The organism is Turicibacter sp. GALT-G1 (assembly GCF_025594995.1).
Classification (GTDB): Bacteria; Bacillota_I; Bacilli_A; order MOL361; family Turicibacteraceae; genus Turicibacter; species Turicibacter bilis.
On the sequence record NZ_JAMQUS010000008.1, the window covers coordinates 57,825 to 74,594 of the forward strand.

At 34.0% G+C, this 16,770-nt stretch carries 17 protein-coding genes; 6 read left to right on the forward strand and 11 right to left on the reverse strand.

The features are described from left to right. The first annotated feature begins 16 nt into the window (after positions 1 to 16). A complete protein-coding gene (locus tag NEH74_RS01845; protein WP_262941006.1) occupies positions 17 to 829 on the forward strand; it encodes a TIGR02391 family protein in 813 nt (270 codons plus the stop codon). Here the strand turns inward: NEH74_RS01845 and NEH74_RS01850 are convergent. Both NEH74_RS01850 and NEH74_RS01855 read right to left on the reverse strand, forming a co-directional pair. Next, positions 795 to 1,076: a hypothetical protein gene (locus tag NEH74_RS01850; RefSeq protein WP_262941007.1), complete on the reverse strand. Its 282-nt coding sequence runs from the start codon at positions 1,074 to 1,076 to the stop codon at positions 795 to 797. The two genes, NEH74_RS01845 and NEH74_RS01850, sit on opposite strands and share 35 nt — an antisense overlap. Positions 1,077 to 1,078: 2 nt before the next feature. Further along, positions 1,079 to 1,249, reverse strand: coding sequence for a hypothetical protein (locus NEH74_RS01855; RefSeq protein WP_262941008.1), 171 nt, complete (start codon positions 1,247 to 1,249; stop codon positions 1,079 to 1,081). A gap of 169 nt (positions 1,250 to 1,418) precedes the next feature. Here NEH74_RS01855 and NEH74_RS01860 point away from each other — a divergent pair, with 169 nt between their 5' ends. The 3 genes from NEH74_RS01860 to NEH74_RS01870 all read left to right on the forward strand — a co-directional run bounded on the left by NEH74_RS01860 (position 1,419) and on the right by NEH74_RS01870 (position 4,460). Beyond that, positions 1,419 to 1,925: a helix-turn-helix domain-containing protein gene (locus tag NEH74_RS01860; protein ID WP_262941009.1), complete on the forward strand. Its 507-nt coding sequence runs from the start codon at positions 1,419 to 1,421 to the stop codon at positions 1,923 to 1,925. 63 nt (positions 1,926 to 1,988) lie between these two features. Beyond that, complete coding sequence (locus NEH74_RS01865) at positions 1,989 to 3,104, forward strand: site-specific integrase (protein ID WP_262941011.1); 1,116 nt, start codon at positions 1,989 to 1,991, stop codon at positions 3,102 to 3,104. Between the two features lie 681 nt (positions 3,105 to 3,785). Then, positions 3,786 to 4,460: a CPBP family intramembrane glutamic endopeptidase gene (locus NEH74_RS01870; protein WP_068758831.1), complete on the forward strand. Its 675-nt coding sequence runs from the start codon at positions 3,786 to 3,788 to the stop codon at positions 4,458 to 4,460. 78 nt (positions 4,461 to 4,538) lie between these two features. On the opposite strand, the gene feoB is transcribed toward NEH74_RS01870, so the two are convergent. After that, positions 4,539 to 6,521: a ferrous iron transport protein B gene (gene feoB, locus NEH74_RS01875; protein ID WP_238581134.1), complete on the reverse strand. Its 1,983-nt coding sequence runs from the start codon at positions 6,519 to 6,521 to the stop codon at positions 4,539 to 4,541. Between the two features lie 31 nt (positions 6,522 to 6,552). After that, positions 6,553 to 6,780 (reverse strand): ferrous iron transport protein A, encoded by a 228-nt coding sequence (locus NEH74_RS01880; RefSeq protein ID WP_055304357.1) that lies wholly within the window; start codon positions 6,778 to 6,780, stop codon positions 6,553 to 6,555. A 255-nt stretch (positions 6,781 to 7,035) separates the two neighbouring features. Between NEH74_RS01880 and NEH74_RS01885 the strand changes: the two genes are divergently transcribed. Then, positions 7,036 to 8,157: a nucleoside recognition domain-containing protein gene (locus tag NEH74_RS01885; RefSeq protein WP_068758833.1), complete on the forward strand. Its 1,122-nt coding sequence runs from the start codon at positions 7,036 to 7,038 to the stop codon at positions 8,155 to 8,157. Positions 8,158 to 8,382: 225 nt separating this feature from the next. On the opposite strand, the gene coaD is transcribed toward NEH74_RS01885, so the two are convergent. Both coaD and rsmD read right to left on the reverse strand, forming a co-directional pair. After that, on the reverse strand, positions 8,383 to 8,880 hold the full coding sequence (gene coaD, locus NEH74_RS01890; protein WP_055241495.1) for a pantetheine-phosphate adenylyltransferase: 498 nt from the start codon (positions 8,878 to 8,880) through the stop codon (positions 8,383 to 8,385). 51 nt (positions 8,881 to 8,931) lie between these two features. Then, on the reverse strand, positions 8,932 to 9,492 hold the full coding sequence (gene rsmD, locus NEH74_RS01895) for a 16S rRNA (guanine(966)-N(2))-methyltransferase RsmD (protein ID WP_055241498.1): 561 nt from the start codon (positions 9,490 to 9,492) through the stop codon (positions 8,932 to 8,934). 312 nt (positions 9,493 to 9,804) lie between these two features. Between rsmD and NEH74_RS01900 the strand changes: the two genes are divergently transcribed. Then, positions 9,805 to 10,293: an RDD family protein gene (locus NEH74_RS01900; protein ID WP_055241500.1), complete on the forward strand. Its 489-nt coding sequence runs from the start codon at positions 9,805 to 9,807 to the stop codon at positions 10,291 to 10,293. Between the two features lie 50 nt (positions 10,294 to 10,343). Here NEH74_RS01900 and NEH74_RS01905 read toward each other — a convergent pair whose 3' ends face one another. From NEH74_RS01905 to ftsY, 5 genes are all read right to left on the reverse strand, one after another. Further along, complete coding sequence (locus tag NEH74_RS01905; protein WP_262941012.1) at positions 10,344 to 11,522, reverse strand: YibE/F family protein; 1,179 nt, start codon at positions 11,520 to 11,522, stop codon at positions 10,344 to 10,346. 87 nt (positions 11,523 to 11,609) lie between these two features. Continuing rightward, on the reverse strand, positions 11,610 to 13,148 hold the full coding sequence (locus NEH74_RS01910; RefSeq protein ID WP_055304363.1) for an alkaline phosphatase: 1,539 nt from the start codon (positions 13,146 to 13,148) through the stop codon (positions 11,610 to 11,612). Between the two features lie 467 nt (positions 13,149 to 13,615). Further along, entirely contained in the window at positions 13,616 to 15,040 is a 1,425-nt protein-coding gene (ffh, locus tag NEH74_RS01915) for a signal recognition particle protein (RefSeq protein WP_212723841.1), read from the reverse strand. 264 nt (positions 15,041 to 15,304) lie between these two features. Further along, positions 15,305 to 15,622 carry a putative DNA-binding protein gene (locus tag NEH74_RS01920; protein ID WP_055241507.1) on the reverse strand — a complete coding sequence of 106 codons (318 nt, stop codon included), beginning with the start codon at positions 15,620 to 15,622 and terminating at the stop codon, positions 15,305 to 15,307. 64 nt (positions 15,623 to 15,686) lie between these two features. Next, positions 15,687 to 16,694 carry a signal recognition particle-docking protein FtsY gene (ftsY, locus tag NEH74_RS01925; RefSeq protein ID WP_055241510.1) on the reverse strand — a complete coding sequence of 336 codons (1,008 nt, stop codon included), beginning with the start codon at positions 16,692 to 16,694 and terminating at the stop codon, positions 15,687 to 15,689. Positions 16,695 to 16,770: the final 76 nt, after the last annotated feature.

Here is a 16,770-nt window from a genome sequence, read left to right on the forward strand (position 1 = left end):
GAAAGGAGGTGAAATTATGGCACCTATTCCCAAATTAGAACCGATAGTACTAGAACAAATAAGTAAAATAATTGGCGATTCTCTTACTGGTTCTCAAATAACCGGACTGTTTGAAAATTTTGGTTATCAAGATTGTCCACAGTATACTAAATGGCGTAGAATTAATGCTTTTTTCGAATACTCTCAAAATCGTTACAACGCTTCAAATCAAGTACTACACTTTATAGAACACTCTTGTTCACCGGTATCGTTCATCAATAAGAATGATGAATTTCAAAAAATATTATTCGAATTAAATCAAGTACTGGTTTTTTCATCTTTGAAATTATGTGACGATGGGAAAATACGCCAAACATTAAAAGCGAATACAATTAATGAAGCTAAGTCACGAGCATCTGAAATCCATAAAATTCTTTTCGATCGAAATATCCATCCAGATGTTTTGAAGTTTTGTAAAGAAGAAATTATTCAAGATAACTATTTTCATGCAGTTTTAGAGGCAACAAAGAGTTTATCTGATAAAATACGTTCAAAAACTGGATTAGGAGATGATGCTTCAACATTAGTTCATAAAGCCTTTGATAGAGAAAGACCTTTACTAGCACTTAATTCACTTCAGACCGCATCCGAACGCAATGAACATATTGGGTTAAGAAATCTATTGTTAGGTATTTTTTCCATGTTTCGAAATATCGCAGCGCATGAAGCTAAAATTCATTGGAATATTGATAAACAAGATGCGATAGATTTATTAACCATGATTTCTTTTGCACATCGCAAATTAGATCTATGTTTTAGAACATCATATCCAATAGAAAACCAAAAGTAGTTTCTTGTACTTTACCTAACAAATTAATATTCGGATAAACACACTCGATACTGCTCGCATATCTATGAGCAGTATTTTTATTTTTAAACACCATAGCATCACAAATTCTTTTTGATAATGCCCCATCTAAATCTGTTAAAAAATAATTTGCACTTCCGCTACCATATTGTACTTCACAACACACTATAAAAATTTCTTCATTTTCATATCCCTTTGATTGAGATACTCCCAGTTGAATGTTGTTCATTTTTACGCCTCCTGTAATTTATTATCAAAAGATGATTGCATTCTTTGGAACTCGATACCATGAATAAAACTTGCGAAGCATTTTTGCTCAACTGTATCCATGTTGTTCAAAATATATCTGAACGCATCAAGCTGACTAAACACTTCAGGTTTTTTATCGGCAGAATTCTCCATTCTCTCACCTCCCTTTAGTGAGGCATAGTTTTTGTAACGTTTGCTACCTCGCATCGACAATATTACCACTATTTTGTAGCTTTTGCAACAACTTCTTTAAAATTTTTGAATAAAATTGTATCTTTTGCTACAAAATGATGATAATATAATTACGAAAGGTGGTTAAATCATGCAAGAAAGACTAAAAAAATTAAGAAAACTACTTAATCTTAATCAAGCTGAGTTTGCAGAGAAATTAAATTTATCTCGAGGGCAAATAGCATGTTATGAAACTGGAAGACGCTCAGTAAGCTCAAGGACAATTAATGATATCTGTCGTGAATTCAATGTAAACAAATATTGGCTTCTAAACGGAGAAGGCGAAATATTTCTTCCGCAAAACGATAATGACGTTGCCGAATATATTAAATCTCTTAATATGAGTGATTTCGAAATGGAGTTATTAGAAAAGTTTCTGCAATTCGATTCACAAACTAGAATAAATATACTTGAATTTGCAACCAAGACATTCAATATCCCTCCTCAAGCTAAAGAAACACAATCAATTAAAACTGAAGTTGAATTAGCTGAGGAGGCATATATAAAAAGTGTCTCAAAATTAGCGCCAAATACGGATTATTCTGTTACGAATACCACAAGCGACAAAAACAAAGAAAAATTAAAAGTAGTTAAATAAAAAAAACAGGATAAGGTTTATACCCTATCCTGTTTTCTAAAGATATGAAATTGAGGTGATAAAATGAAAGGTTCAGTACGTAAACGTGGTGAAAAATGGAGTTATTACTTTACAATTAAAGTAGATGGCGCTTACAAGAAGAAGGAAAAAGGTGGATTTAGAACTAAAAAAGAAGCAGAAACTGCCTTACGTGAAGTTTTACAACAATACGAAAAGCAAGGCTTTGTCCAAAATAATGTTAGTTACACCTTGCAAGAATTCTCAAATTATTGGTATGAGAATGTCGCCAGCAATTCTTGTCGATATAACACATTAGTTCAATACAATAGTATGCTTAAAAATCACATTATTCCTGAATTAGGATTTATAAAAATGACAAGTATTACACCTGAAATACTTCAAAAATTCTTTGCAGAAAAGCAAAAAAGTTTGTCTAACAATACAATAGCTGCAATTAAAAAAGTCTTAAATAATATTTTTAAATTAGCAATTAAGCAAATGATTATCTCTTATAACCCTCTAGATCGTTTAGAGTTGAAGAAAAAAAGCGAAGAAAAAAAGATGGCAATCGTTTCGTTGGACGATTTAGATACCATCTTTGAAGATTTAAAAGACACTCGTTATTATATCCCTTTTTTAATCGCAACTCAAGTCGGAGGGCGCCGAAGTGAAGTGTTAGGATTAACATGGGATAATGTTGATTTAGAGAATAAACTTATAACTTTCGATAAACAACTATTGAATAAAGTTGGTACTGGATTAGAGTTATCACCAACAAAAACTTCATCTAGTAATCGTACGTTATTGATGACAGATAAATTAGTAAATGCTCTTTTAGAGCATAGAAAACAACAACTATCTAATAAAGATTTTTACGGAAACGTATATTATACAGAACAAGATTTTGTCTGCTGCAATGAAGATGGTTCGCCTATTCCTCCGGAATCACTTACATCTAAAGTAACTAGAATGAGTAAGCGATTAGGAGTTGACTTAAAATTCCACGCACTAAGACACACTCACGCCACTATGTTGTTAAATGCAGGTGTTAATATAAAAGTTATTCAAGAACGTTTAGGTCATAGTAGTATCACGACTACGCTTGATACATATAGTCATGTTACAAAAGAAGGCGAAGTAGATGCCATCAAATTATTCGAAAGAAAATTCAACAAATAAAATTGCCACCAAAATAAAAGTATGGTGGCAAAATGGTGGCAAATAATCAAAATTCATTAAAAAACATTACATCAAAGAAAATACAAAACCATTAAAAACGTTGATAATATCATATTTTAGTAGAAATATTTTTTGTATAACTATATTAATTTATCTTTATTATGGTAATACAAAAAAGTTTTTTATTCAACAAAAAAAGAAAGACCACCTTCAGTCTTTCAACCATTCATTGATCTATCATTGTAAAAACTAACTACGCCCTGACAGTAGAAGACATATTTCTATTGGAAATGGAAGGGAACCCATCGAAACTATGAGATGTCTTAGTATCAAAAAAGAAGAACGACTATTTCACTCTTAAGATTCCCACATCCAATCATCTCAATAAATAAAATCAGTTAAAATCATTTAAATGGTTTGTTTACCATTCCCTCAAAATTTCTCCATCCATTCACAAACTTAAAACTTTTCCAGCAGCTTTCAAAAGCATTCTCACCTATCAAAAAAGTGGGGCTGAAGTATGTCTAATTTAACATACATGCGAACCAAGACAGTATTTCTCTAAAAAAGAACTTTATGTCGATGTTTTCTCTGTTTTTAAACAACGGCTGTCTTATTTCTTTTTAAAGGGTGATATGCTATAATAAATCATAACAATCATCATTTATTAGGAGGTGTCAAATGAATTTACGTCAAGCAAAGTCAACCTTATTAATCTTTACTTATATCTTTGTGATGTTTTTATTACCAACGATTTCATTTCACTTATTAGCCACATTTTGCACAAACGATGTAGATATTCAAGTGTTTGCAAACTTAATTTCATATATCGTTTTAGTCATTGTTTCCATCGCATTCTTTGGTCGTGAGCTAGCTGAGCAATTTAAAAAAATTACTTCCATTAAACACTTCATAAAAGGAGTTGCAGTTAGTTGGTGTCTTTTATTTGCAGCGTCATACGTTTCAGGTATGATTGTCATCTTCTTTACCCAATCAGCTGAGTCATCAATCAATCAACAAGTCATTACGAATCTTATGGAATTCCATCCGATTTTAATGGCAAGTATGACGATTTTATGTGCCCCTCTAGCCGAAGAAGTTGTTTTCCGCTTCACTATTATGCGAGGGCTTCTTAAACATCCATGGCTCGGAATCTTCCTAAGTAGTTTCTTATTTGGAATGATTCACGTCATTAGTGCAGGAGATTTCATCTATATTATTCAATACATGGCGATGGGGATTGCATTAGGATATACCTATTATCGTCATCAAAATATTTGGTACTCAATTGGTGTACACGCTGTACAAAACTTCATTTCAACCGTATTAGTTTTTATCACCTTATTTTTAACTTAAAAAAATCACGACACATTTGATGTCGTGATTTTTTTATAGCCTAAATTTCTATTCAAAAGGAGTTATAAAAAGTCCATATTATACAATGATCAATCCTAACTGATAAACAATTAAACTAACGAGGTAAGCAACAATTAATCCAAACGCAACCATTAACGCTGTTGTCTTAGCTGATTTCGTTTCTTGATACATGACCCCCACCGTTGATAGACAAGGAATATAAAGTAAAGAGAACACTAAAAAACTAAAGGCTTGAAGTGGTGTAAATAACGTTAAAATCCCCGCTTCCGCCCCACAAATAATTAGCATAGATGAGGCCACTAATTCTTTCGCTAAAAATCCTACTACTAAACTACTAGCTGCTTGCCATGTTCCAAAGCCAAGAGGAAGAAATAACGGAGCTAAGACACTACCTAACATTGCTAAATAACTTTCATCACTCGCCACATGTAATCCTGCTGGCCCCATCTCTTGTAATAACCATAAAATAACCGATCCTAAGACAATAAATTTCCCAGCCGTATGAATAAAATCACTTCCACGATTAAGCGTCTGGCTAATTAAATTTTTGACTTGTGGAACACGATATGGTGGAACCTCTAAAATAAAATTATCTTCTGTCTTTTTAAAGATTGAAACTGATAACAGTTTTGCACTTAATAAAGCAATCACAATACCAAGTAAATATAATCCCATAATAATAAGAGATTGATACTTCGCAAAGAACATTCCAACAAATAAGACATAAACCGGTAAACGAGCAGAGCACGACATAAATGGAATCACCATCATCGTTTTGATACGTTCATTCCGATCAGGAATCGTACGCGTCGCCATAATCGCAGGAACATTACACCCAAATCCAGTCACAAGCGGGACGATCGCCTTCCCATTTAGTCCAAACCCTGAGAAGATATAATCCATCACAATCGCAACTCGCGCCATATATCCAGTTGCTTCCATTAGCGATAAACAGAAGAATAAAATTAAAATTTGTGGTAAGAAGACAATCACACCTCCTACCCCTGCAACTAATCCATCAATGAGTGCCCCATAAATGAAACCATCTGGGTTGGCGCCTAATGACACTAAGAAGTTTGATAGATTCGGTACAATCCATTCATCTAATACGGCACTAAATCCATCGGAGATTGGATTTCCTACTAAATCAAATGTTACCACATAAATTAAGAACATCAGGACGAGAAAAATCAACGTTCCGATAATCGGATGTGTTAAATAACGATCGACCTTCGTTAACTTAGGCTTCGTTTCAACTTTAAAACCAGGAATCGTCTCCATACACTCACGATAAAGTTGATGAATAAATTCGCGTCGTTTATTAAAAATAGCACCTTTTAATGATAAAGCGACTTTTTCATTTATAATTTTTCGTTCGGTTTCCTCGACAATCCCACGAATGGATACTTCATTTGCAAGAGATAGTGATTGATAAATTCCCTCATTTCCCTCTAATGCCTGAATCGCAATCCAACGGGGATCTAAATGTTGAGGAGTCTCACGAAGAAGCGATAAAATCTGAGAAATAGCTGTTTCAATTATGACACCATAATATAGACGAAATGGTTTTTTTAGTGTTAATGCGGGTATTTGATGAATCACTTCATCAATTCCTTCATTTTTACGAGCAGAAATAAGGACTCCATCAACCCCCAGTATTTTTTCTAATTTCTCAAGGTTTAAATTTAATCCCTTTCTATGAAGAGCATCCATCATGTTCATGGCCACTAAGATAGGAACATTTGCTTCTAGCAGCTGAATCGTTAAATGAAGATTACGCTTTAAATGCGTTGCATCGACAATATTTAAAAGTCCATCATATGACTCATTTAAAAGGGCATAAGTTACGACTCCCTCATCTTCACTACTTGGCGTCACACTATAAGTTCCTGGTAAGTCGATTAGCTCATCATTCGTTTTTTTAATACTCCCTACCAGTTTATCAACTGTGACCCCACTCCAGTTCCCAACATGAGCATTCGCTCCTGTTAAGCTATTAAATAATGTTGTTTTACCCACGTTAGGATTTCCAATTAACATTAAACGCAAGCAACTCACCTCCTAATTTTCCTTATAATTTTTCAACAGTTATCTTTTTAGCATCTTGTTTTCGGATACAAAAATCAACATCATCAATTGAAATATAAAATAATTGTCCAAAGTTTAAAATATTTAACATCGTAACTTCTGAGCCAATGGAAATTCCCACGTCATAAAGTCGACGGCTGAAACTATCTGACAAATCTTTAAAATCTAAAATTAACGCACTCTCACCTTTTTTTAATGTCGATAAAGTCATCATCATGTCTCCTTTTGATTGATAATAATTCTCATTGATTATATTATATCATATGCAAAACTTGATGTCTATTCCAATCGAATTGTCCTCTTTTAACACTTATTAAAACGCCTATGAAACTAACTTCATCTTGATGATTTCATGAAAAAGTATTCACTACCTACTTTAGAATCCATATAACTTGTAGTTATGTGTCAATTTAAAAAAGACATACTTTCCCTTCCTTTACAATACATTCATTATAGGTGATTATCTATGAAAAAAATCATGAATTCTGTTGTTCTTCTTGCATTTCTTATTATCTTATTACTGCAACCAGCGCCTATTATTGCGGCGACCAAAACTGGTTTTGTCACTTGGGCAGAAAAAGTTGTGCCTTCACTCTTTCCATTCTTTGTACTGACGCGTCTCATGATTTATTATCAAGTGCCGCAATTAATCGGTAAGCTGCTCACGCCATTATTTAAATACCTACTTCACTTATCACCCATTACATTTTTTGTTATGTTTTTGAGCATGATTAGTGGAAATCCATCAGGATCAAAGATGGCACGAGATTACTATGATCAACATTTAATTAGTGCTAAAGAAATGGAAGGACTCATGTATTTTTGCAACTTTGCCAGCCCCCTCTTCATCCTCGGAACGGTAGGCGTCGTGCTGTATCAATCCACCACGATTGGTTACTTATTATTAATAGCGCATCTTTTAGGATCAATTGCTGTCTTTATTTGTTGTTATCCTTTACTTCGCTCCAAAGAAACAATTCGCCAAGTCACCGTTCAATTTCCAAATCAATCATTTTCTGCTATTTTGATTGACTGTATTGAAAGTAGTCTTCAAACGTTAATCCGTGTTGGAGGAATTATCGTCTTTTTCTACATCATTTCTGAGACGTTTAATATTATCGAGATTACACAACTCTTCAATGTCATTATGCATCCTTTTATTGAAGATATAGGTCTAGCGTCAATAGAACCACTTGTAGCAGGAATTCTTGAATTTACCCAAGGAGTCACTAAAGTTTCGCAAACAACCGCTCCTCTTCAAACTAAACTCGTCTTAACTGCTTTTATTATTAGTTTTACTGGTCTATCTGTCCACACACAAAGTTTTATGTTTGCCAAAAACTTAAATATTCCTTATCTTAAATATTTCATCATGCGACTCCTTCATGGATGTACGAGTGCACTCATCGTGTTACTGACATGGAAAACAGTCTTAAGAGAGGATATAGATGTCTTCCTTCCTCTCGACTCAACTCCATCTACAGTGGACTCTTCTCTCATTCCACTGACCGTGGTCTTATTTGCTTCTTATTTCGTTTTAAAACTATACCACCAAATAAAAATAAGAGTCAAACATAAACTAGCTTAAAAGCTTATCCAAAATAATGGATAAGCTTTTTTAATCCATAATTTCAGCAAACCTCCTTTAATTTCGTTCTTTAATTCAGTCTCTTCCTTTAAAATTAGTCCATTATTAGCTGAAGTATTAGTCACTATTCCCAAGCAATCTTGTATTAGATACCACACTAGTTATAAAAATGAAAGGATAAAGAAAAAGAGATAAGTAACAGCAAACCTTACTTATCTCTTCACATTATTTCATTTGTAATATTTTATATTTTTCTTCTAACGCGTCTTTGACAAAGTCAGGTACAAAACTTGAAACATCGCCTCCAAATCGAGCGACTTCTTTTGTCGTTGATGACGATAAAAACATATTTTCTGCTTTTGTCATCAAAAAGACCGTTTCAATCTCAGGTGCTAATCGCTTATTCGTCGTTGCAATTTGAAATTCGTATTCAAAATCTGTAACCGCACGAAGACCACGTAAAATCGTTTTAGCTCCCACTTCTTTAGCAAAATCTACGACTAATTTATCTGAACAAACCATCACTTCTACATTAGGTAAATGTGCTGTCGCACACTTTAACATCTCTACACGTTCTTCAACTGTAAATAATGTTTTCTTATTAATATTTTGCGCCACAGTGATATAAAGACGATCAAATAGTTCATAACCGCGCTCAATGACATCTAAATGTCCATTCGTCACCGGATCAAACGTTCCAGAGTAAAGTCCTACTTTATCCATTCCTATATCCTCCACGTTAACACTACTCATGAGTAATCATGAATCAGTGAATTAGTTTTCATCTACTCGATTATAAATGGTAATAGCGGTGATTCCATAAATTTCACGTTTAACTTGATGAATATCTCCAATTGATTCATGAAGTTCATCTTCTTTTAAACACTCGGCCATAATAATTCCATCTATAGCTAATAACTCATTTTCATGAATAAACTCGATAATCTCATTAATACGTTGCCCCTTATAAGGAGGATCTAATAAAATTAAATCGAATTGTAAACCACGTTTGACAATGGCTTTCAATGCTTTAAATGCATCATTTCGATAAATTTCAACTTGATCTTCAATTTTTAAATCTTTAACATTTTGTTTAATCGTATTAATAGCAATCGTTTCTCGATCGACAAAAATAACACGATCAATTCCACGACTTAATGATTCAATTCCTAAATTTCCACTTCCACCGAATAAATCCAATGCTACTCCACCATCAAAATAAGGGCCAATAATATTAAAGATACTTTCTTTAACCTTATCTGTCGTTGGTCGCGTATTTGTTCCTTTAACTGCCTTGATGCTACGTCCTTTTAATGTTCCAGCAACAACTCGCATTTTATCACTTCCTAATATTTTTCTAATTTAATTGTATAGAAAATATAGTTAATGTCAATATTATAATTGTAGCCGAGAGGTTACTATAAAAATAATCCCCCCTATTCTTCTATCATACTTCTCCTCTCCCTTTCACATATGGTCAAAGTATGAATAATAAGCCGCCACCCCTAGGCGGCTTATTTTTTATTTCCCTGTATTTTAAGCACAACTGTCTCTAGTTTACTACCTCTTAACCTCCCTATTTTAAACGTTTACACAAAGACGTTTCAATGTTATAATATCCACAAATTGGATTAAAGAGGTGAATGTGTGAAAGAGTCAATTTATATCGCAAATTTCATTCAACGCAGCAACGCCTATCTCCTTGATTTTGGAATGACTATATTATTTATTTTTATGTGTGCTTTTACCTTAATGGGCTGGTTACAAAAAGTTATCCTTATCCTTGGGTTATATCTTTTAATCTTTCTAATTCCGTGTCTAAATCAAGGTCAAAGTATAGGCAAGCTTATTTTCAAACTGAAACCACTACATTTAAAGTCACATACTCCTTTAGCTTGGTGGGAAATTCAGCTTAGAGAACTAACCAAATATTCGTTATTCATACTTACATTTGGACTGAGCCATATCATCAGTTATTTCATGTGCAGTGAACGTAGCGACCATCGAACACTACATGATCTCATCTTTAAAACTGAGGTCATCGATCTAAAGCCTCAAATTAAAAATTATGAAGCCAATCAATTTGCCGAAGATGATTATTATCAAAATTACCAAACTCAACGAACAATTAGATAAAGAACCTATCAAAAAGCGCGCTGTCATTAAACAGGGCGCTTTTTATTATATTAATTTTCTGGAATAAGTGGTGATGTTTCAATTCCTGCTTCACAATGATGTCTTGGGCAATAAACAATCCCACAAATGATAGCTGTTAGTGGTGAAACAAGAACTAACCCAATACACCCAACAAACGTATGAAGAATTTCAGATGAAACTTTTTGAGAATTTAAAATAGACATTAATGGTGTTCCTTGTGCCATATAAACCATTAAAATCGTAATATAACTTCCCATATAAGCAAGTAATAACGTTGTTGTCTGACTCCCAACGACGGATTTTCCAATCGAAAGCCCCGATTTAATTAAATTTGCTCGTGAAACACTTGGATTATTTTTAATAACCTCGTCTAAAGCAGCTGAAATATCAATCGATAAATCTAAAATGGCACCTGAACAAGCTAAATAAATTCCCGCTTGAAAAATGGCCGTTAAATCTAAATGTTGATATCCTGCATAAAGTAAAGACTCTGACCAATCCATCACGGCTCCATGCATCTTAAATAGATCCCCAAATACAACAGCTAATAGACACGTCATTAAAGAACAAATCATCGAACTTATAATTGCCGTATATGCCTTTTTATTGCAACCTGCGACTAATAGCAAGGTTATAACTGTCAATAAATTTCCAACCATTAAGGCAACTAATAATGGAGGGATTCCTTTTAGCAGACATGGAATTAAAATCTTCACAATACTAAATAAAGCAAAGGAAAACGACAACAATGTCCGAACTCCAGTAAAGCCCGAAAAGGCAATGATTAGTATAACAAATAATCCAATTAAGAAAATTTGTTGATCGATTCGATAATAATCCACCATATTAGCGAAGATAACCTCATTCGATGAGTCCAACTCTAACAATACCCAAGCCTCATCGCCCGGTTTAAACATTTTATCAAACTCTAACTTTCCAGTCAGCAAGTTCATCCCTTCAACTTGTTGTCCTTTGTGTTCACCTTCTAAAATTTCAATTGTGCAACGTTGGTCCCCTTGTTGAATCATCCCCGTGGAATAAACACCCTTATTATTTACTTCAACGACTTTTGCTTTCACACCTTCTGAATTAACATAAATTTGTTTTTGAAACCCCGTTGGAATCCACCATAAAAGAGCAAGTAAAACGATAAAAACTCCAATCATAACACATTCTTTTCGATTGATTTTATTCTTTAACCACGTCAAAACAAACGACTCCTTCAAAATGATAGAGGACTGGTTTTCACCAGTCTTGTTAATTATTTAACTTAACTAGTTTTATCTCAATATGGATTATTCTTTTAAACCTGTTACTTCAACTAATTTATGATAAACATCTGTATTGTCATAAAATCCACTAAATTTTTCAGATCCTACTCCCATGGCATACACAGCTACTGGTGTTCCGGTATGTGCATATGAAGTCCATCCAATTCCCGCCTTATTATTTAAAATATGTGTTAAGCTCACAGATAATGGATCATATCCACCGTATAATAAGTCATTTTCCTCACTTGATGTACGATCTTCTACTGCTTTCATTGATTCTTCAAATCCAGCTTGTAATTTTGCTAATTCATAGTCACTTAAAACGAAGGCTTGATTTTCTTTAACTGCTGCAGCTTCATCATCAGCTGTTAATAAGCCAAAGTTTTCTTTAATCATTGGTAACATCTCTTCAAATGTTAAGTTTGGATTTTCTTCTTTTTTCGCTTTAACTAATTCATCAAATGCTACATAAGACATTTTTTGTGCGTCTAATAAATCGAATGCTGTATCATAACCAGTTGCCGCAAATCCGATACTCATACCACCTGTTTCATGATCTCCCGTAACGACAATTAACGTTTCCTCTGGGTGCTCATTAGCAAAGGCAATCGCCACATCGATTGCTGATTCAAACCCTAAAACTTCTTGAATGGCTGTCATTGCGTCATTAGCATGGCATGACCAGTCAACTTTCCCTGATTCAACCATCATAAAGAACCCTTCATCATTATCTAATACATCAATTCCTTTTTGAACAAAGTCAGTTAGTGTTAAATCTCCCGCTTTTGTATCGATATAATATGGCAGTGACCCACCATCTTGTAAAACCGGACTTACCGCATAAACTTTGCCTGAATTCTCATCTAGAGCTAAAATATCCTCTTTGGTATTGGCAATTGTATATCCATTTTCTTTAATAATTTCGAAAGCATCTTTTTCGTTGTTATCTTTTCCTGTTGGTTGAGATAAGGATCCTCCTCCAAAGTAGTCAAAGTTAGATTCTGCTAATTGATTAGCAATTTCATAATACATTCCACGTGATTCAACATGAGCGTAATAGGCAGCTGGGGTCGCATGATTTAAAGTGACAGATGATACAATTCCAACTTTTTTACCAGATTCTTTCATTTGTTCAGCAATAGTTTTCGTCGCTTCTGTCTTATCAACATTTAGACCAATGACCCCACTATGCGTCTTAACACCTGATGACAAGGATGTTGCCGTTGATGCTGAATCTGGAACAAAAGAACTAGAATTTTGGGTTGTAACTAAGCCTGTAACAGGAAATTGTGTAAAACTTAAATTTGATGTCCTAACGTCTCCATATACATTACTTCCTTCGTAAACTTGTGCTGAGTTCACTTGAACTTGAGACATTCCATCCCCAATGAACATAAACACATATTTAGGAACTTTTGTTGCCATTTCACCTTCTTTAGCTTCTGCTGTCACTTTTGGTTCTTGTGATGTTTCACCTCTATCTATTTCATTGGTCGAACATCCTGTTATAAAGGCTAATACACCTGCTACTGATAAGATAACACTTAACCATTTTTTGAACATTATAAGTCCCTCCACCTGTTTATTATTAATCTGTATTGTTCATCAACAACCTCATTTTAACCATTATTAGATGCTTTATCCATAAATTGTGTGTTAATTTTGTGAAGAAACAGTTAATACATAGCGTATCATTTGATATTTCCAAATGATTTAGTTCACTCTTTTTTTTCTTAATCCTTATTTGTAATAGTCCCATACAAGAACATAGTTCATGGCATTCTCAACATAATGAGAAAAATATAAACATGCTTTTTATCTTCTATGCATTAACTTTATTAAAGCCATCTTTTCCTCCTTATTTTTTTGTAAAAGACTCTTTTTTATGATAAATGCAACCAAATTTTTATTAATATCATTTCATCTTTCAGAATAATTTCAAATGTCTCACCTTTTTGCGGAAAAAATTTTTGTTAACTATTCATTTTTTATCACAAAAAAAAAGATCGCCTATTTAGCGATCTTCTTTATTAGAAGCGGAATCCTCCACGTCCTTTACCTTTTCCTTTTTTACCTTGTCCCATCATGCCACCAAGGCCAGCCATTGGATTTCCTCCACCACGTTGCATAGCGGCTGCCATACGTTCCATTTGACGTGGATCCATGTTTGAGAATTTCTTCATCATTTTACGCATGTCTGTAAATTGCTTAATTAAACGATTAACTTCAGCAATATCACATCCACACCCTTTAGCAATACGGTTTTTACGACTTGCATTAATTAAATCTGGGTTTTTACGTTCTTGTTCTGTCATTGAGTAAATGATTGCTTCCACACGAGCCATTTGTTTTGGATCAATATTAATATCTTTCAATTGATTCCCTACTCCAGGAATCAGTTTTAAGATATCTTCAAATGCACCCAGTTTTTTCATTTGCTTCATTTGCTTTAAGAAGTCATTGAAGTCATATGTTGCATTCATCATTTTATCTGCTAACTTCATACTTTCTTCTTCATCAAAATTCTCTTGAGCGCGCTCAATTAATGTCATAACATCTCCCATACCTAAAATACGAGATGCCATACGTTCAGGGTGGAATACTTCTAATGTATCAAGTTTTTCTCCCATCCCCATGAATTTGATTGGAACATTTGTAATTTTACGGATTGATAAAGCCGCACCACCACGAGTGTCCCCATCTAATTTTGTTAAAATAACCCCTGTTAAATCTAATTGCTCATGGAATGACTGTGCTACATTTACCGCATCTTGTCCTGTCATGGCATCAACAACTAATAAGATTTCTTGTGGTTTAACTAACGCTTTAATATCTTTTAACTCATCCATTAATTGCTCATCGATATGCAAACGTCCGGCTGTATCGATAATCACTAAGTCGTGACCATTTTCACGCGCATATGCCATTGCTTCGTTGGCAATATCGACCGGATTCATTGATGTTCCTTTTTCAAAAACTGGAATATTTAATTGTTTCCCAATTGTTTTTAACTGATCAACCGCTGCTGGACGATACACGTCACAAGCGACTAATAACGGATTCTTTTTCTCTTTCTTACGTAAGTAAGTTGATAATTTCCCTGTATGAGTTGTTTTTCCGGCCCCTTGTAATCCGACCATCATAAACACAGCTGGCTTCGTATGTCCAAAGTTTAATTCAGCTGCATTTTCACCCATTAATTTCGTTAACTCTTCATTAACGATTTTAATAACTTGTTGCCCTGGTGTTAAACTTTTTAAAACAGTCTCCCCAATGGCTTTCTCTTTTACTTCTTTAATAAATTCACGTACGACTTTAATATTTACGTCGGCTTCAAGTAGCGCTAAGCGGACTTCACGCATCATCACGTCAACATCTTTTTCCGTTAACTTTCCTTTACGTGTAACACTTTTTAGTGCTGACTGCAAGCGTTCTGATAATGTTTCAAATGCCATTTTATAAACCTCCTATATCTACAAGTCGCGATAAGTTTTTGCTAATTGAAAAACTTTTAATCCCTAGCGGTGGTGGAATAGATTTCTTTCAGAAATCGCTAGGTTACCCCGCGACGATAGGATGTCTTAGTCCCAAAGGGTTTGTGAAACTATGACTCATCCTAAAAATATGAAATACATTTTTGTTTCTATATAAAAACATCATTCACCCAGTCTAACAATAGAATAAGTTAATTTCGCACTGTAAATTTAACTTATTCTTTTTTAGTCAAGTGATTGTAACTCATTCATCCATTTCACTAACTGTTCATCCGATGTATGCAACATCATCTGATCAATAATCTTTTCGCGTGCTTCACGCTTATTTAATAACTGTAACTTATCTTCATAATCTTCAAGCAACTTACCTGTGCGCTTAATATTATCAAATACTGCATTTCGGCTTACCTCAAACTGCTCTGCAATCTCACTGAGTGATAAGTCATCTTGATAATAAAGTTCGAAATACACCTTTTGCTTAGACGTTAATAACTCTTGATAAGTATCATATAGCTCATTCATTCGATTGACTTTCTCTAGCATCGTTTTGCCCCCAGTCCAATCTATCATGCCTACCGACTTATTTTAAAATCAAACGTAACATCGATTAGTTCTCGTCACCTTCAAATAAGTCTGCAAACAGACCATAAATATATTGTTCAATATCAAAATGAACTAAATCTTCTGCTTTTTCACCTAAACCAACATACTTAATTGGAATTCCAATTTCGTTACGGATTGCTAAAACAATTCCACCTTTAGCTGTTCCATCTAATTTAGTTAAAACAATTCCAGAAACATCTGTTGCCTCTAAGAATGCTTTTGCTTGACTCATTCCATTTTGACCTGTTGTTGCATCAATAACTAATAACGTATCGTGAGGCGCACCTGGTACTTCACGTTCAATGACACGTTTAATTTTTTCAAGCTCTTTCATTAAGTTAACTTTATTTTGTAAACGTCCCGCTGTATCGCATAATAAAACATCCACATTACGAGCCTTCGCTTCTTTAATAGCATCGAACATAACCGCTGATGGGTCTGAACCTTCTTTTAAAGAAACAACATCTACACCAATGCGGTCTCCCCAAACTTCTAACTGTTCAATGGCACCCGCACGGAACGTATCTCCCGCTGCCAATAATACTGATTTTCCTTTAGCTTTTAATTGATGAGCAATTTTAGCAATTGATGTCGTTTTTCCAACACCGTTAACCCCAACAAATAAAATAACTGTTAAACCTTCTTTATTCATACGTAAGTTTGAGTTAACAATCTCACCCTTGACGTAAATTTCAAATAACTTATCAACCATGATACGTTGTAACTCTTTTGGATCTGTTACATTATGCTCACGAACAGTTTCTTTTAATTGATCAATGAATTCAACAACCGTTGAAACCCCGATATCTGCCATAATGAAGATATCTTCTAATTCTTCAAATAATTCTTCATTCACATCTGTATAACTTGAAAACACTGATTGTAATTGTTTTAACAAGTTCCCACGTGTTTTCTTCATACCTTCTTTATAATGTTGCTGAGCACGTAATTCTGTCTCAGACACTTCTTTCTTTCCAAGAACGATCGATTTCAAACGATCAAATAAACCCATAGATGCCACCTCAATCATCATATTGTATTATAGTTAACTACTACTTATTGTTACTCTATCACATTTTTAGCCATCT

Bases quoted from the DNA above. Each gene is read 5' to 3' on its own strand.
- NEH74_RS01845 (WP_262941006.1), top strand. From the start codon at position 17: ATGGCACCTATTCCCAAATTAGAACCGATAGTACTAGAACAAATAAGT.
- NEH74_RS01850 (WP_262941007.1), bottom strand. From the start codon at position 1,076: ATGAACAACATTCAACTGGGAGTATCTCAATCAAAGGGATATGAAAAT.
- NEH74_RS01855 (WP_262941008.1), bottom strand. From the start codon at position 1,249: ATGGAGAATTCTGCCGATAAAAAACCTGAAGTGTTTAGTCAGCTTGAT.
- NEH74_RS01860 (WP_262941009.1), top strand. From the start codon at position 1,419: ATGCAAGAAAGACTAAAAAAATTAAGAAAACTACTTAATCTTAATCAA.
- NEH74_RS01865 (WP_262941011.1), top strand. From the start codon at position 1,989: ATGAAAGGTTCAGTACGTAAACGTGGTGAAAAATGGAGTTATTACTTT.
- NEH74_RS01870 (WP_068758831.1), top strand. From the start codon at position 3,786: ATGAATTTACGTCAAGCAAAGTCAACCTTATTAATCTTTACTTATATC.
- feoB (WP_238581134.1), bottom strand. From the start codon at position 6,521: ATGTTAATTGGAAATCCTAACGTGGGTAAAACAACATTATTTAATAGC.
- NEH74_RS01880 (WP_055304357.1), bottom strand. From the start codon at position 6,780: ATGACTTTATCGACATTAAAAAAAGGTGAGAGTGCGTTAATTTTAGAT.
- NEH74_RS01885 (WP_068758833.1), top strand. From the start codon at position 7,036: ATGAAAAAAATCATGAATTCTGTTGTTCTTCTTGCATTTCTTATTATC.
- coaD (WP_055241495.1), bottom strand. From the start codon at position 8,880: ATGGATAAAGTAGGACTTTACTCTGGAACGTTTGATCCGGTGACGAAT.
- rsmD (WP_055241498.1), bottom strand. From the start codon at position 9,492: ATGCGAGTTGTTGCTGGAACATTAAAAGGACGTAGCATCAAGGCAGTT.
- NEH74_RS01910 (WP_055304363.1), bottom strand. From the start codon at position 13,148: ATGTTCAAAAAATGGTTAAGTGTTATCTTATCAGTAGCAGGTGTATTA.
- ffh (WP_212723841.1), bottom strand. From the start codon at position 15,040: ATGGCATTTGAAACATTATCAGAACGCTTGCAGTCAGCACTAAAAAGT.
- NEH74_RS01920 (WP_055241507.1), bottom strand. From the start codon at position 15,622: ATGCTAGAGAAAGTCAATCGAATGAATGAGCTATATGATACTTATCAA.
- ftsY (WP_055241510.1), bottom strand. From the start codon at position 16,694: ATGGGTTTATTTGATCGTTTGAAATCGATCGTTCTTGGAAAGAAAGAA.